14 protein-coding genes are annotated in these 14846 nt (G+C 67.8%); 4 read left to right on the top strand and 10 right to left on the bottom strand.

All coding sequences use genetic code 11. The annotated features are described in order from the left end of the window. The first annotated feature begins 43 nt into the window (after nt 1–43). Nucleotides 44–2401, top strand: coding sequence for a family 20 glycosylhydrolase (locus ACVOME_RS16520; protein WP_481505296.1), 2358 nt, complete (start codon nt 44–46; stop codon nt 2399–2401). Nucleotides 2402–2457: 56 nt separating this feature from the next. Here ACVOME_RS16520 and ACVOME_RS16515 read toward each other — a convergent pair whose 3' ends face one another. Together ACVOME_RS16515 and ACVOME_RS16510 are read right to left on the bottom strand one after the other, a co-directional pair. Continuing rightward, a complete protein-coding gene (locus tag ACVOME_RS16515; RefSeq protein ID WP_065175153.1) occupies nt 2458–2832 on the bottom strand; it encodes a VanZ family protein in 375 nt (124 codons plus the stop codon). A gap of 11 nt (nt 2833–2843) precedes the next feature. After that, nucleotides 2844–4028 carry a class I SAM-dependent methyltransferase gene (locus ACVOME_RS16510; protein WP_128990003.1) on the bottom strand — a complete coding sequence of 395 codons (1185 nt, stop codon included), beginning with the start codon at nt 4026–4028 and terminating at the stop codon, nt 2844–2846. Nucleotides 4029–4087: 59 nt separating this feature from the next. On the opposite strand from ACVOME_RS16510, the gene ACVOME_RS16505 reads away from it, so the two are divergent. After that, the gene (locus ACVOME_RS16505) at nt 4088–4825 is read left to right on the top strand and encodes a pteridine reductase (protein WP_481505295.1); all 738 of its coding nucleotides are present in this window, start codon (nt 4088–4090) and stop codon (nt 4823–4825) included. A 55-nt stretch (nt 4826–4880) separates the two neighbouring features. Here the strand turns inward: ACVOME_RS16505 and folK are convergent, their stop codons facing one another. Further along, nucleotides 4881–5366, bottom strand: coding sequence for a 2-amino-4-hydroxy-6-hydroxymethyldihydropteridine diphosphokinase (gene folK, locus ACVOME_RS16500; protein WP_065175155.1), 486 nt, complete (start codon nt 5364–5366; stop codon nt 4881–4883). A 90-nt stretch (nt 5367–5456) separates the two neighbouring features. Between folK and ACVOME_RS16495 the strand changes: the two genes are divergently transcribed. Next, nucleotides 5457–6206, top strand: a complete 750-nt coding sequence (locus ACVOME_RS16495; protein ID WP_481505294.1) for a proteasome-type protease — start codon at nt 5457–5459, stop codon at nt 6204–6206. Nucleotides 6207–6238: 32 nt separating this feature from the next. Here ACVOME_RS16495 and ACVOME_RS16490 read toward each other — a convergent pair whose 3' ends face one another. From ACVOME_RS16490 to ACVOME_RS16475, 4 genes are all read right to left on the bottom strand, one after another. After that, nucleotides 6239–7750 (bottom strand): ATP-binding response regulator, encoded by a 1512-nt coding sequence (locus ACVOME_RS16490; RefSeq protein ID WP_065175156.1) that lies wholly within the window; start codon nt 7748–7750, stop codon nt 6239–6241. Between the two features lie 4 nt (nt 7751–7754). Continuing rightward, on the bottom strand, nt 7755–8195 hold the full coding sequence (locus tag ACVOME_RS16485; RefSeq protein ID WP_053519303.1) for a response regulator: 441 nt from the start codon (nt 8193–8195) through the stop codon (nt 7755–7757). Beyond that, nucleotides 8192–10009, bottom strand: coding sequence for a sensor histidine kinase (locus tag ACVOME_RS16480; RefSeq protein WP_053519305.1), 1818 nt, complete (start codon nt 10007–10009; stop codon nt 8192–8194). Before ACVOME_RS16480 ends, ACVOME_RS16485 begins: the two co-directional genes overlap by 4 nt. A 207-nt stretch (nt 10010–10216) precedes the next feature. Next, nucleotides 10217–10603: a BON domain-containing protein gene (locus ACVOME_RS16475; protein ID WP_111186190.1), complete on the bottom strand. Its 387-nt coding sequence runs from the start codon at nt 10601–10603 to the stop codon at nt 10217–10219. Between the two features lie 172 nt (nt 10604–10775). On the opposite strand from ACVOME_RS16475, the gene ACVOME_RS16470 reads away from it, so the two are divergent. Then, entirely contained in the window at nt 10776–11819 is a 1044-nt protein-coding gene (locus ACVOME_RS16470; protein WP_481505293.1) for an oxidoreductase, read from the top strand. A gap of 56 nt (nt 11820–11875) precedes the next feature. Here the strand turns inward: ACVOME_RS16470 and gnd are convergent, their stop codons facing one another. The 3 genes from gnd to ACVOME_RS16455 are packed head-to-tail and all read right to left on the bottom strand — an operon-like array spanning nt 11876 to nt 14650. Further along, nucleotides 11876–12781 carry a phosphogluconate dehydrogenase (NAD(+)-dependent, decarboxylating) gene (gene gnd, locus ACVOME_RS16465; protein WP_053519312.1) on the bottom strand — a complete coding sequence of 302 codons (906 nt, stop codon included), beginning with the start codon at nt 12779–12781 and terminating at the stop codon, nt 11876–11878. 10 nt (nt 12782–12791) lie between these two features. Continuing rightward, nucleotides 12792–14030, bottom strand: a complete 1239-nt coding sequence (locus tag ACVOME_RS16460) for a hypothetical protein (RefSeq protein WP_128990021.1) — start codon at nt 14028–14030, stop codon at nt 12792–12794. A gap of 17 nt (nt 14031–14047) precedes the next feature. After that, on the bottom strand, nt 14048–14650 hold the full coding sequence (locus ACVOME_RS16455; RefSeq protein ID WP_053519316.1) for a DUF2242 domain-containing protein: 603 nt from the start codon (nt 14648–14650) through the stop codon (nt 14048–14050). Between the last annotated feature and the right edge of the window lie 196 nt (nt 14651–14846).

The raw sequence follows: 14846 nt of genomic DNA, 5'->3' as shown, positions 1-14846 counted from the left end.
TTCATGTATAGCGTTCATCGCACCGTTCCAAGGAGTCGTTCCGATGGTCAAGCCCTTCCGCGCCAGGATGCACGGCGCACTGCTGCTGGGCAGCCTGTTTGCCCTGCTGCCGGCCCTGCCGGCCTTCGCCGCCGATCCGGTGCCCGCCGCTGAAGCTCCTGGCCCGCAGCTGCGCGCCAACAGCCTGATGCTGATTCCCGCCCCCGCCAGCGTGCAGCCCGGCCAGGGCAGTGGCATCACTGTGTCCGCCACGACCGCGCTGTACGCAGACGGCGAGGCCGCACAGCGGGTCGCCACCCAGTTCGCCGACCTGCTGGCGCGCAGCGGTGGCCCGCGCCTGGTGCTGGCTACCGGCAAGGCTGCGGCCAAGGCCGGCGGCATCCGCTTCCAGATCGTTCCCACCTTCCGCGACAGCGGCGAGAGCTACACGCTGGAGAGCACCGCGCAGGGCGTGCTGGTGCAGGCCGGCAACGAGACCGGCCTGTTCTACGGCGCCGCCACGCTGGCCCAGCTGGCCACCGGCGGCAGCCAGGGCGCGCTGCCGGCCGTGCAGATCCAGGATGCGCCGCGTTTCCCCTGGCGGGGTTTCATGCTCGACTCGGCGCGGCATTTCCAGAGCCTGGACGAGATCAAGCGCGTGCTTGATGCGATGTCCGCGCACAAGCTCAACACCTTCCATTGGCACCTGACCGATGACCAGGGCTGGCGCATGGAGATCAAGCGCTACCCGAAGCTGACCGAGGTCGGCAGCTGCCGCCTGCCCGCAGGCGATGGCGGCATCGATCCGGTGACCAAGCAGGAATACCCGTACTGCGGTTTCTACACGCAGGAGCAGATCCGCGAGGTGATTGCCTACGCAGCCAAGCTGCATATCCAGGTGATTCCGGAAATCGACGTGCCGGGCCATGCCACGGCCGCGATCGCCGCCTATCCGGAGCTGGGCTCGATCAGCACGCCGCTGAAGCCGATCAGCGAATGGGGCGTGTTCCCCAACCTCTTCAACGTGGAAGACAGCACCGTGAGCTTCCTCGAGAACGTGCTGGAGGAGGTGATCGCACTGTTCCCGGCAAAGTACGTGCACGTGGGTGGCGACGAGGCCGTAAAGGACCAGTGGGAGGCGTCCGCGCAGATTCAGCAGCGCATGCGCGAGCTGGGCATCAAGGATGAGATGGCCATGCAGAGCCACATCATCAAGCGCCTGGAGACATTCCTGGAGGAACACGACCGGCGCCTGATCGGCTGGGACGAAATTCTCGAGGGCGGGCTGCCCCCCCAGGCTACGGTGATGTCCTGGCGCGGTACCGAAGGCGGCCTGGCCGCTGCCAGCGCCGGCCATGACGTGATCATGTCGCCGGTCGGCTACCTGTACCTGGACTACCTGCAGACCGCCTCGCCCAATGAACCGCCGGGCCGCCCCACGCAGGTCAACCTCGGCAAGCTCTACAACTTCGAGCCGGTGCCGGACGAACTGCCCGCCGACAAGCGCGGACACATCCTCGGCCTGCAGGCGAACATGTTCACCGAGCACACCCGCAGCTATGCGCGGCTGCAGCACAACCTGTTCCCACGCCTGGCGGCGGTGGCCGAGACCGGCTGGAGCCCGCCCGGGAAGCGTGACTTCCGCGACTTCCTGGCACGCCTGCCGTCACAGCTGCAGCGCTACCGCGCATGGGGACTCGCCTATGCACAGACGCCGTTCGAAGTGGGCGTGGAGTACCACGATGATCGCGCCGCAGGCACGGTGACGGTGTCGCTGGCCAACCCGCTGGGCTACGAGGTGCGCTACAGCACCGATGGCCAGCCGGTGACCGCGCAGTCGCCGCTGTACCAGCAGCCGCTGACCGCGAAGGTGCCCGCCACGGTACAGGCCGCAGCGTTCTACCAGGGCCGGATGCTGGCCGCAGAGCCCATCGTAGCCGCGTTCACTCCGCAATCGCTGCTCGCCCGCCGCAGCGACGAACTGCTCAGCTGCGTTGGCAACAAGGGCCTGGTACTGCGCCTGGAAGACGATGGCCCGCGCGAGGGCGCACGCGCGGTCTTCAACGTGGACATCTTCCAGCCCTGCTGGCGCTGGCCACAGGCGCAGCTGGACGGCATCGGCAGCGTGGAGGTTCGCGCCGGTCGCATCCCCTACTACTTCCAGCTGGCGCATGACGAGCCGAACCGTCGCTTCGAGAAGGCCAGGCGCGCGCACGGCGAGATGCTGATCCGCCGGGGCAGCTGCACGGGCAAGGTGCTGGCCGAAGTCCCGCTGCCGGCCACGCCCGATGCCGATGGCTTCGTGAGCCTGCGTGCGACGCTGCCGAAGGGCACGCATGGCACCGACGACCTGTGCATCAACTTCACCGGTGATACCCGCCCGGCGATGTGGGTGCTGGACGAAGTGACGCTGCAGAAGTAACCGGAAGGCTGTGGAGCCGGGCCATGCCCGGTTCCACTTCAACCAGGGAAGGCGTGTCAGCCCCGCCAGCGCAGCAGGAGGTCGCGCAGCGGGGTCAGCGCGAGGCCCAATCCGGCAAGAACGCCAACCGTGTTGGCGAGGGCGTCCATCGGGTCGGCCATGCGGTCGCGTGTCAGCGCCCCCTGTGCGAACTCGATGCCGATTCCCATCAGCACCAGGCCCAACCCGACCCACAGCAGCGGACGTCCTTGCCGGAACAGCTGCACGGCACTGCCGGACAGAATGAAGTACGCCAGGAAATGCTCGACCTTGTCGCCGTTCTCCGGCACGGGAATCGGTGGCGGGGGAATCAGGCAGACCACGATCACGAACAGCACGGCCAGCACCCACAGCGCAGTCCATAGACGCGGCCGCCGCAGCGGCTTGATCATGCGCGTCGCGCTCACAGGCGCCAGCTCAGATCGCCCAGCGCGAACGCCGGCTCGAAGTCGATTCCACGCTGCAGGCCGATCGCCTGGAAGCGCTCGCCCATGCCGGTCGGCAGGGTCAGCTTCTTCACCTGGTCGCGCAGCTGGATGCGCCCCACTTCATCGGTACGCTCCTCGGCCAGGCTCAGCACCTGGTCCAGGCCATTGCCGATCAGGAAGCTGGCCTGGCTGCAGTACCCCGCCAGCTCGAAGCCACCGTGCAGGCCCGCTTCGGCCATCGCGGTGAAGTCCACCGAGGCCGTGATGTCCTGCAGGCCCGGCCAGCGATGCACGTCGTTATGCACGTGGTGGCGGTAGAAGGCGCGCACCGTGCCGTCGTCGCGATCGTGCTGGTAGAACTCGCTGCGGCTGTAGCCGTAGTCGATGAACAGCATCGCGCCACGTTGCAGGCCGCCAGCCACTGCCTGCAGCCAGTACGGCAGCTGCGGCAGCACCTCTGAGCGGTATCCGTCGGCGAAGGGCCTTTCGAGATAGCGTTCGATGTGGCGCACGGCGCCGTTGAGCAGAATATCGGCCGGCTGCGCGCCACGGATGAAGTTGCCCTCCGCGTCCAGTTCCACGGTCTCCTCGTAGACCTCGCCATCCCTGATCAGGAAGCGCGGGGTCGGAAGTGCGTCGATCACCTCGTTGGCGAACACCACACCTTCCCAGTCCTCTTCGAACGGACGCTCGATCCAGTCCACGCGCGTGGCCAGCTCTGCCGGCAGCGCCTGTTGCAGGCGCTGCTGCTGGCGCTGGCGCAGGTCGGCACTGGGTTCAAGGATGGCATAACGCGAAGGCACCGCATCCAGCTCGGCCAGCCGCAGCAGCACGGCTTCGGCGAAGGCACCGGTGCCGCCACCCAGTTCCAGCATCCGCGACTGCGCACCGAGCTGGGCGAACACCGGCGCCAGCGCATTGGCCACGCTGCCGGCGAACAGGCCGCCCAGCTCGGGCGCGGTGGTGAAGTCACCACCGCCACCGAACTTGCTGGAACCGGCGCTGTAATAGCCCCACCCGGGTGCGTACAGGCACAGTTCCATGAAGCGGGAAAACGGCATCGCGCCCCCCTGGGCGAGGATTTCAGCGCGCAGTGCGGCGGCCAGCTGGTCGCTGTGGGCCAGGGCGTCGGCATCGGGCAGAGGGAAGGTAGGCTGCATGGCGTCTTCGAATGCGGTGACAATGGTGCACAGGATAGCCGAGCCTTGGAGGACCCTCGATGAGCGAAACCGCCCCCGTGGCCCTGATCACCGGCAGCGCGCGCCGGATCGGCGCCGCCATCGCACGCCAGTTCCACGCCTGTGGCTGGTCGGTGGTGCTGCATGCCAACACGTCCAGCGCCGAGCTGCAGCAGGCCGCCTTCGACCTGGACAACGTCCGTCCGGGCAGTGTGCTGGCCCTGCAGGCCGACCTGCGCGATGCCGGCGCCCTGCCCGATCTGGTCGAACAGGCCGTGGCCCACTTCGGCCGCCTCGATGCGCTGGTCAACAACGCGTCCAACTTCTTCCCCACCCCGCTCGGCCAGGTGACCGCCGAAGCGATGGATGAGCTGTACGCGGTCAATGCGCGTGCACCGCTGCTGCTGTCACAGGCGGCCGCGCCGTACCTGCGCCGCCAGCAGGGCTGCATCGTCAATCTGACCGATCTGCACGGCACCGACCCGATGCGCGACCATGTGGCCTACACCATGGTCAAGGCCGCACTGGAGATGGCCACCCGGTCACTGGCGCTGGAACTGGCGCCGAAAGTGCGGGTCAATGCGGTCGCCCCCGGTGCGATCCTGTGGCCCGAGCAGGGAAAGGACGATTTCGCCCGCGAGGCCCTGCTGGCGCGCACGCCGCTGGCACGCACCGGCACGGTCGAGGAGATCGCCGAGGCGGTGTACTGGCTGGTGGCCGAGGCCAGCTTCGTCACCGGCCACACCCTGCGCGTGGATGGCGGACGCACGGTGAGTTGAAGTCCGCCGGGCATGGCCCGGCGCTACCGATCTACGTAGGCGAGCGCAGCGGCCCTCATTCCAGGTCAACCACCTCGAATGCCTCGCCAAACTGAGCGTGTGCGCGCCACAGCGCCGCCAGGGCCAGGCCGCTGACCGGGTCGATGAAGTCCGGCGCGATGTCCGCCAGCGGCTTCAGCACGAAGGCGTGCTTCAGCTCGGGGCGCGGAATGCGCAGATGGCCCGGGCCTTCCACGATGTGGTTGCCGTAGAACACCACGTCGATGTCCAGGGTACGGTCGGAGAAGCGCGGACCACTGCGATCACGACCGTGGGCGTCTTCCAGTGCGTGCAGCCAATCATCCAGCGCCTGCAGCGGCAGATCGGTCTGGATCAGCACGCCATTGTTGAGGAAGGCCGGGCCATCGAAGCCGACCGCGGCCGTGCGGTAGGCCGGAGACACCTGCAACGCGCCGAAACGCTCGCGCAGGGCCGCCACCGCGGCGTGGAGATGGCGGCGGGGCTGGACGTTGCTGCCCAGGCTGAGGAGCACGGTGGTCATGCGGTTCAGGTGACGGGTCTGGGGGGCGTGGGCATGCCGTCGTCACGGCGGCCTGCCTACAATCCGGGACGCACATGATAGGGCACCGACATGACCTATTGCGTTGGAATCGAGGTGGACCAGGGCCTGGTCTTCGCCGCCGACACCCGGACCAATGCCTCGCTGGACGATGTGCGCGTGCACCGCAAGCTGCACGTGTTCGAGTATCCCGGCCAGGCGGCCTACGTGTTGATGGCGGCTGGCAACCTGGCCACCACCCAGTTGCTGGTCTCGCGCCTGACCCGGGACGCCGGCGAGCGGCGCACGCCCAACCTGCGCGACATGACCCATCTGTTCGAAGCGGCGGCCTATGTCGGTCGCCTGCTGGTGGACAGCCAGGTGCACGGCGGCCACAGCGAGCACGGCCATGACGGCGTCAACACCCAGGCCACGCTGATCTTCGGCGGCCAGGTCGCCGGCGAACGCCCCGGCCTGTACATGATCTACCCGCTGGGCAATGCCATCGCCGCCTCGCCGGAGACCCCCTACCTGCAGATCGGCGAGTCCAAGTATGGCAAGCCGATCCTCGACCGCATCCTCAGCCCGGCCACGCGCCTTGAGGACGCCGCGCGCACGGCGATCGTGTCGCTGGATTCGACCATCCGTTCCAACCTCTCGGTCGGCCTGCCGATCGATCTGGCATTGCTGCGCGACGGCGAGCTGCGGATCGCCCAGCAGCTGCGGCTGGGCGCGGACTCGCCCCTGTACGCGGACATCCACCAGAACTGGTCACGGCGGCTGGAACAGGCCGTGGGCAGCCTGCCACGCTTCCCGTGGGAGACCCCGGAACGGCCGGCGTGACCTGCCGCCGGGCCATGCCCGGCGACGCAGATTCAGCCCAGTGCCTCTGCCACAGCGCGGAACACCTGCTGCATCTGCAACGGCTTGCGCAGCACATGCACCTCGATGCCATCAGGGAATGCATCGGCCGGAACGTCCACTGACGCGTCTTCCAGCACCAGCGCCGGCCCCCGGTAACCCAGTCCGGCCATTTCGCCCAGCAGCTGGCTGGCCGGCAGCAGTTTGGAGCCGGCATCGGCGATCACCAGCGCCGGCATCGCCTCCTGCTGCATCCAGCGCAACGCCGCCGGGCCATCGGAGGCCAGCTGCAGCTGATATCCCTGGCTGGACAGCGCGTTGCCCAGCAGCGACAGGCGCGTGGCTTCACCATCGACCACCAGGATCGACTGGCCACTGCCCAGTGCCACCAGCTGCTCGATCGGCTCGCCGCTCTCGATGGCGTCACGCATCGGCAGGCGCAGCTCGAAACAGGTGCCCTGTCCGGGCTGGCTGGTGACCGTGATGCTGCCGCCAGCACCTTCGACGATGCGCTTGCAGGAAATCAGGCCCAGGCCGGTACCGTCCGCCTTGGTGGTGAAGAAGGGATTGAACAGATGCGAGAGCGTATCGGCATCCATGCCAATGCCTTCATCGGCCACGGCGATGCGCATCCAGTCCACACCGTCGCGCTCGCCGGCATGGCTTGCGGTCAGGCTCAGGCGGCCGCCGCTGGGCATTGCCTGGATCGCATTGAGTGCCAGGTTCAACAGCACCTGCTGCAGCTCGGTGTAGTTCGCATCGACCGCCAGGCCCTCATCCTCCACCTGCAGGTGCAGGCGCACCGCATCGGGCACGTTGCTGCGCAGCAGCAGCGCCACCGCGTCGAACAGGCCGTCGATCTGCACGCGTTCGCTGGGCTTGCGCGAGCCACGGACGAACGACAACATCGATTCCGCCATTTCATGACCGCGGCGGCCGCACTCGGCGATCACATCCGCAAGGTGGTGCAGCTGCGGATCATCGGTGCGCGCCTTCAGCAGGTCCGGCATGATCAGCAGCGGCTGCAGGATGTTGCGCAGGTCGTGGCTGAGGCCAGCGGCGAGCAGCGAAAGGCTTTCCAGCCGTTGCGCGCGCATCAGCTCGGTCTCCACGCGCGAACGCTCCACCGCGCTGCGCGCCTCGCGGATCGCACGGGCCACCGCCGACGGCAGGCGCGCCGGCTGGTGCTTGATGATGTAGTCGTTGGCGCCCTTCTGCAGCGCCGCCACTGCATTCTCCTCACCCATCGTGCCCGAGACGAAGATGAAGGGAACATCCGGCGCCGTCTCGCGCACGATGCGCAAGGCATCGTCGCCGGAGAAACCAGGCATGCTCAGGTCGGACAGCACGATATCCGGCTGGAAGGAGGCCAGCGCCTGGCGCAGTTCCGCCTCGCTCTCAACGCGCTCGAAGCGGGCTTCCAGGCCCGCATCCAGCATCTGTTCGGACATCAGCTCGGCGTCTTCAGGCGAATCCTCCACCAGCAGGATGCGCAGTGCCCCGAGGGAGGGACCGGTCAGGGGCATGGGCTTACTCGAGTTCCGGTGCCTGGTTGATCAGTGCCCAGAACTTGCCCAGGGTCTGCACGGCACCGAAGAACTGGTCCACGTCCACCGGCTTGACCACGTAGGCGTTCACGCCCATGTCCCAGCTGCGGGCCAGATCGCTCTCTTCGCGCGAGGACGACAGGATCACCACGGGAAGGCGCTTGAGCTCCTCGTGCTCACGGATCTGCCGCAGCACTTCCAGGCCGTCCATGCGCGGCATCTTGATGTCCAGCAGCAGCACCGCCGGCAGGCCCTCCTCGCGGCTGGCGAAGGTACCGCGCCGCAGCAGGTAGTCCATGACCTCCACGCCGTCCTCGACGTGCACGATGGGATTGGCCAGGCGGGCTTCCTGCAGGGCGTCGATCGCCATCTCGGCATCGGCCGGGCTGTCTTCGGCAAGAAGGATGGTGCGCAGAGTCGTCATGCGGAGGGACCTTGTTTGTCCGCGTCGAGCGCGGGAGGCAGGTAGAAGTGGAAGGTTGCGCCGGCGTCCGGCTCGGCTTCGGCCCAGACCCGGCCTCCATGACGGGTCAGCACGCGGCGTACGCTGGCCAGGCCGATGCCGGTACCGGGGTAATCACTGGCCTTGTGCAGGCGCTGGAACACGCCGAACAGCTTTCCGGCATAGGCCATGTCAAAGCCTGCACCATTGTCGCTGACCGTGAACTGATGGCCGCCATCAGGCTGCGGCTGGTAATCCACGCGGATCTTCGCCGGTTCGCGGTTGCTGGAATACTTGACCGCGTTGCCGAGCAGGTTCAGCCACACCTGGCGCATCATGTTCTCATCGGCCACCACGATCGGCAGCGGTGCGATGTTCCATTCGACGTGATGGACCTGGCCACTGCTTTCAGCCTCGGCCTGCAGGTTGGAATCGAGCATCGCGCGGGTATCGGACACCAGCGACTGCATGTCCACTGCCTGCTGGCGCATCGCTGCGCGCCCCAGCCGCGAATAGACCAGCAGATCGTCGATCAGCGTCGCCATGCGCCGCGCCGAGCTGGAGATCACCCCAAGGTAATGCAGGCTCTTCTCGTCGGCGCTCTCGCCCAGGTGGCGCGACAGCTTGTCGGAGAAGCCGGCAACGTGGCGCAGCGGCGCGCGCAGGTCATGCGACACCGAATAGCTGAATGCTTCCAGCTCGCGATTGACCTCCGAGACCTGCGCCACCTTGCCTTCCAGCTGGCGGTTCAGTTCCTCCACACGTGACTGCACGGCGCGCTGCACGGTGACATCGCTGACGGTCAGCAACACCACTTCATCGTCGGTATCCGGCAGCGGCATGCGCCGCGCGTTGAGCAGCATGTAGCGCACCACGCCCTCGGAGGTGCGCTGTTCGTGCTCGAAGTCCCACAGCTCGCGACCGCGCAGCAGCACATCGACCAGGCGCTGGCGCACGACGGCGTCCCGCCAGGCGCCGTCGCCGACGTCATCCAGCAGCAGGCCATCGGCACGTTCGTCCTGCAGGCCGTACAACTCGGCAAAGGCCGGATTGTGCAGCTGCACGCGCAGCTCGCGGTCGAGCAGCACGATCGGCTCACGCACGGTCTGCAGTACTGAGGCAGCGCGCGCGGCCGAGCGCAGCGACTGCCGTTCGGCCTGCAGGCGCCGACCGATCTGCCGCTGCAGCAGCCAGAGCACCAGGCCAAGCAGCGCCAGCTGTACCACCAGCGAGCTCCACGAGACGAATTCGGTCTGCCTGCGCTGCCGCGCAGCCTGTTCGGCCCGCTCGGCCAGCAGCGCCTGCTCGCTGTTCTGCAGCTCTTCAACCACGCTGCGGATCGGGTAACGGGTACTCAGGTCCTGTACCAGCGCGCGCTGATCGCTGTTCGGTTCGGCCTTGGCCAGCGCGCGCGCCACCGCCAGCCGCCCTTCCAGCATGGACTCGATGCGACCGATGCGGATCAGCTGCTCAGGATTATCGCGTGTCATCCGGCCCAGCTCTGCGAGTCGGCCGGGAATCTCGTTGGCCTTGGCCATGCGCTCGCGCAGACCGGGCGCGTCCACGCCCTTGGACAGCGTCAACGCCGCCGACTCGACATCGCGCACATCGGCCTGCAACTGTTGGAGCGCCACGCCAACCGCCTGCGTATGCGTCACCCAGGCCATGGCTTCTTCGTTCTCACGCTGAAGCTTGCGCTGGGTCAACCACGGCACGACGATGATCGCGGCGGCGGCCAGCGCCAAGGCCGGCAATCGCCAGCGATCCCAGATGTCGTCACTGAACACCAGCGCCATAGTTCCTCATCAGCACGGCCGCAGAGGGATGGGCCCGGACAGGCCCAGCTGCGGCGGAACCGGCAATATAGCGCAGGCGGTCACACCTCTGGAACGTCTGGCCCCGGCAGCTGAACGGTCCAGAAAACATCATGGGTGGAGCCGGGACTGGCCCGGCTCCACCGTCATGCAGCTGTATTGCAGCGCCCGACGGGGCGGCGCCCGGGATCAGCGCTTGGCGGCCGCATTGACCTTCAACGCGCTGGCATCAACGCGGGTGACGCCCTTGATGCCCTTGGCCGTGGTGACGGCCTTGTCATGCTCGGCCTGGGTCGCCACCGTGCCGCTGAGGCTGACGACGCCATTCACGGTTTCCACCTTGACCTCGGTGCCCGGCACATTGCTGCTGGCCAGCAGGTCGGCCTTCACCTTGGTGGTGATCCAGGTGTCGGTCACCGGCTCGTTGGAGTCGTGGCGATCAGCGTGGGTCATCGCCGAATGGTCGGTGGCAGGCGGACTCTTGGCTGACGGATCCTTGGCGAATGCAGCCGAGGAGGACAGCGCCAGGCCCAGGGTGAGGGCCGAAGCAATCAGCGTACGGGTCGGGTTGTTCATCGTGTGTTACCTCCTGCGGAATGTGGGGCCAGTGTGGCCGCAGCGCCGTGCAGCAGGCGTGGCGCTACGGTCACGCCGCCGTGAATCGCGCCGGCTTTCAACGCAACCGTTCAGCTTTGGATCCTGGCCCCCGTCGTTTACCCTGCATGCCTGATCTGCGCGGAGCACTGCCATGCGCCCTGACCTGCAACTGGCCCTGATCGGGTACGGCCTTGCTGGCCGCGTTTTCCACGCGCCGCTGATCCAGCACACCCCGGGACTGACCCTGCACAGCGTGGTCAGTTCGCAGCGCGACCTGCTGTTGCGCACGTTCAGCGATGTACACGTGCGCGCGGCACCCCGGGACGTATTCGACGATCCGGCGGTGGACGCGGTGGTGATTGCCACGCCGAATGACCAGCACGCACCATTGGCGATGGCCGCGCTGGCCGCAGGCAAGCATGTGCTGGTGGACAAACCCTTCGCACTGGACGTGGCCGAAGCCGAAGCCGTGCTGGCGGCGGCGCGCGATGCAGACCGCATCGTCACGGTGTTCCAGAATCGCCGTTTCGACGCCGATTTCCTGACGCTGCAGGCCTTGCTGGCCGAAGATGCGCTCGGCGAAGTCGCCGAATGCCATGCGCATTTCGATCGCTACCGCCCGCACGTGCGCGAGCGCTGGCGGGAGCAGGAGGGGCCTGGCAGTGGCCTGTGGTATGACCTTGCACCGCATCTGCTGGATCAGATGCTGGTGCTGTTCGGCTGGCCGCAGGCGATCGACGCGGACCTGGCGGTGCAGCGCGAAGGCGGCAGCGGCATCGATTACTTCCATGCGGTGCTGCATTACCCGAGGCACCGCGCGATCCTCCATGCCGGTTCGCTGGTGGCGGCACCGACGCCTCGGTTCGCCGTGCACGGCAGCCGCGCCAGCTGGATCAAGCAGGGCCTGGACGTACAGGAAGCACAGCTGCGCCGCGGCGTTGCGCCGGGCGCGCCGGGCTGGGGCATCGACCCGCGTCACGGCGAGCGGGTGTACTGCGATGCCGAGGACAACGTGCAACGCAGCACGGTCGACAACCTGCCGGGCGACTATCGCCGCCTGTATGCCCAGTTCGCTGCGGCGATGCAGGGTGACGGTGAACCCACGGTCAGCCCATTGCAGGCGCTGCAGGTAATGCGCTTGCTGCAGGCTGGCAGGGACAGCGCTTACGAGGCCCGGCGCATCGCACTGAACTGATCGCGGTCCGCGGCCCGGAACCCCACGGCAGCGCCGAAGGGCTACGTTCCTGGCGCTTACGACTTCTTGATCGCATGCCCACCGAACTCGTTGCGCATCGCCGCCAGCAGGCGGTCAGTGAACGAATTCGACTCGCGCGACCGCAGGCGTTCCAGCAGCGAGAGCGTGATCACCGGCGCCGGCACATCCAGCGCGATCGCTTCGGCCACGGTCCAGCGGCCTTCACCGGAATCCTCCACGTAGGGGGCGATGCCATCCAGCGACGGATTGCGCTTGAGCGCCTCGGCACTCAGGTCCAGCAACCACGAACGCACCACGCTGCCATGGCGCCAGACCTCGGCAACCTGCGCCAGGTCCAGCTCCATGTCCTGCTTGCGTTCCATCAGTGCGAAGCCTTCGGCGTAGGCCTGCATCATTCCGTACTCGATGCCGTTGTGGACCATCTTGGTGAAATGGCCCGCACCGGGAGGACCGACGCGTGCCCAACCCCGATCCTCCGCCGGCGCCAGTGTGCGCAGCAGCGGCGCAACCTGCTCCACCACCTTCGCCTCACCGCCGACCATCAGGCTGTAGCCCTCCTGCAGGCCCCAGATGCCGCCGCTGGTGCCGCAGTCGACGTAGCCCAGGTCGTCCTCGGCCAGCGCCTTGGCGCGGCGGATCGAGTCCTGGTAATTGGAGTTTCCGCCGTCAATGACGATGTCACCCTCGGCCAGGTGCGGGGTCAGCTGGCCGAGCGTCTGGTCGACCGTTTCGCCCGCCGGCACCATCAACCACAGCACGCGCGGCACCGGCAGCGCGGCGACCGCGGCGGCCAGCGAATCGACTACTTCGATGCCGGCCTCCGCGGCGCGCTGGCGGGCGCCTTCGCCCGGGTCGTAGCCGACCACGCGGTGGCCGCCGCGATGCAGGCGCTGGGCCATGTTGGCGCCCATGCGGCCAAGGCCGATCATTGCAATATCCATTGTTTCACCTTCAGTTGGGGTCTAGGGTCAGGCTGCCTGGCCTGCCGGTTGACGCACAGTGGCGCAGCTGCGCCTCGCGCCAACGCCGGTAGAGCGTGGTATGCAGATTGTGCACCGCCAGGTCGATCGAAAACGGCGTTCGTGGATTGCGGTCGAGCAGCCGGGCGATGTGGTAGCCGATAGGACGTATACCGCGCGGATGCACGTAGATCACGAACTGCTGGTAGAACGGATCGTCCAGCACCTGGTCCATGCGTGCCAGGCGGGCGTGGTAGCGCGCTGGAAGGCGCGCCCGCAGTCCGGGGTCGCGTTCGAACAGGAGCCGCTCGAAATAGCGCCGCCCCACCCGCGGCAGCCCCTGCGCCAGTTGCCACAGCTCGGCGTTGCGCTGGTCGTACCAGGCCAGGCCTCCGTGGCGGGCAAGCGCCTGTGCTGCATCCGGCCCGACGTCGACAACGACGAAGTTCTCGGCCTGGTTGCTCAGATCGTCCAGCGTGCTCTTGTCGTACACGTGTTCGATGAAGCCGGGCAGGCCCGCGAAGGCCTGACGTCCCCTCGCCGAGGTGCGCACGGCTTTGCCGTCGGCAAGGAAGTCGCCCGCATGCGCACCGAGCAGGACACTGTCGGTGCCGTGCAGCGCGATGAAGGTGCCGATCGACAGTTCGCCTGCGGTGAACTCCGCGTCGAACGCAGCATCGCCATACAGCTCACGCTGCGTTGCCAGCTGCGCGACCTGGCGGCCGACACCGCATTCGGCACGCACCGCACCGCCGTAGAACGCCTGCAGCGCGCGGCTGTTGCCATCCACGGGAACGTAGCCGCGGCCGAAGCTGCGCACGCGTTGCCACCCCTGCGCCCGTGCGCCCTGCATCCCGAAGCCGATCCAGCCCAGCTGTGCGCCGGAGAAGCGGAACTGCGGGTTGCCCTGCAGCGACGTGGCGGCCCGCCGGGTCGCCGCGCCCAGTTCGAAGGCATAGGCACAGACCGTGGCAGGATCCTCCAGCAGCTGCTGCAGCAGCGCCTCGCGCTGCGCCCCATCCAGCGTCTGCGGCCATCGCACACGCAGATCACCTGCGGCCTGCGCCTCGGCCAGCGATGCCCGGGTGCACACCGGGCCACCCTGGATCTGCGGCGCACTGACCGCAGCCACTTCAAACCGCCAGCCCAGCCGCTGCAGCAGGCCCTGCGTGCAGTCCGCGGCCGCCGCCGCGCTGCCTGCCGGCGAAGCCAGCAGCAGGGCCATGACCATCAGCCCACGCCGCACGCTCAACCCTGATCCGTCGCCGCCGCCGGCTCCGATACGGGGGGAGCGGGCAACCGTTCCGGAACCGGCGGCGCCTCACCGGGGGCGGCCGGCAGGTACTGCTGCAGGCGCTGGAAGAACCGGCGGTAGAAGTCGGCATCGGTGATAGTGCTGCTGGCGACCTTCACCAGGGAATCGTCATTGCTGCCGAACGGCAGCGATACCGAACCCAGCGCGCCCACGCCCACGCTGGCCGAGGTCGGGCTCTTCTTCAACGCATAGCGGTCCTGCACCGCGCTGACGAACACCAGCGACTGGCTGCCACGCGGCGCGCAGGAGATGCGGAGTACCAGTTGCTCGTGATCGTCCTCGCGTGGCTGGAAGTTCTTGCTCCCCTCCACCTGCGCGTCATCGACGCGGGCGATCGCATAGCCCTGGCTGAGCAGGGCCCGTCGCGCCGCTTCACAGGCATCGGCCGGGCGGCTGTCGACCGTCCGGGAGAAGGTGTCGCCGGAATCGAAGGACTCGCGCAGCACGGTGCTGTCGGCGGCGCGGCCACCGCAGGCCGACAGGATCAGGGCACTGGCAATACCGACGGCAACGCTGCACAGAGGGGAGACCCGCATGGGAACTCCTGCGAGAAAGGTAGCTGCTAGGGTAGTCCCGCCCCCGTGTGCGGCAGGTCGACAGCACCGCTGGCGGCACACGCTGTTGCTCCCGGTTCATGCACCGGCAGCGCCGGGGGGGGAGCCGGGCGGGCCGGGCACAGCGGCCGGGGGGGGGCGGGGGGGGCGGGGGGGGGGGGGGGGGGGGTGTGGGGGG

This window comes from Stenotrophomonas sp. STEN008 (genome assembly GCF_056760435.1).
Note: the sequence above shows the minus strand (reverse complement) of the source record. Positions and strands in the feature narration are given on the sequence as shown.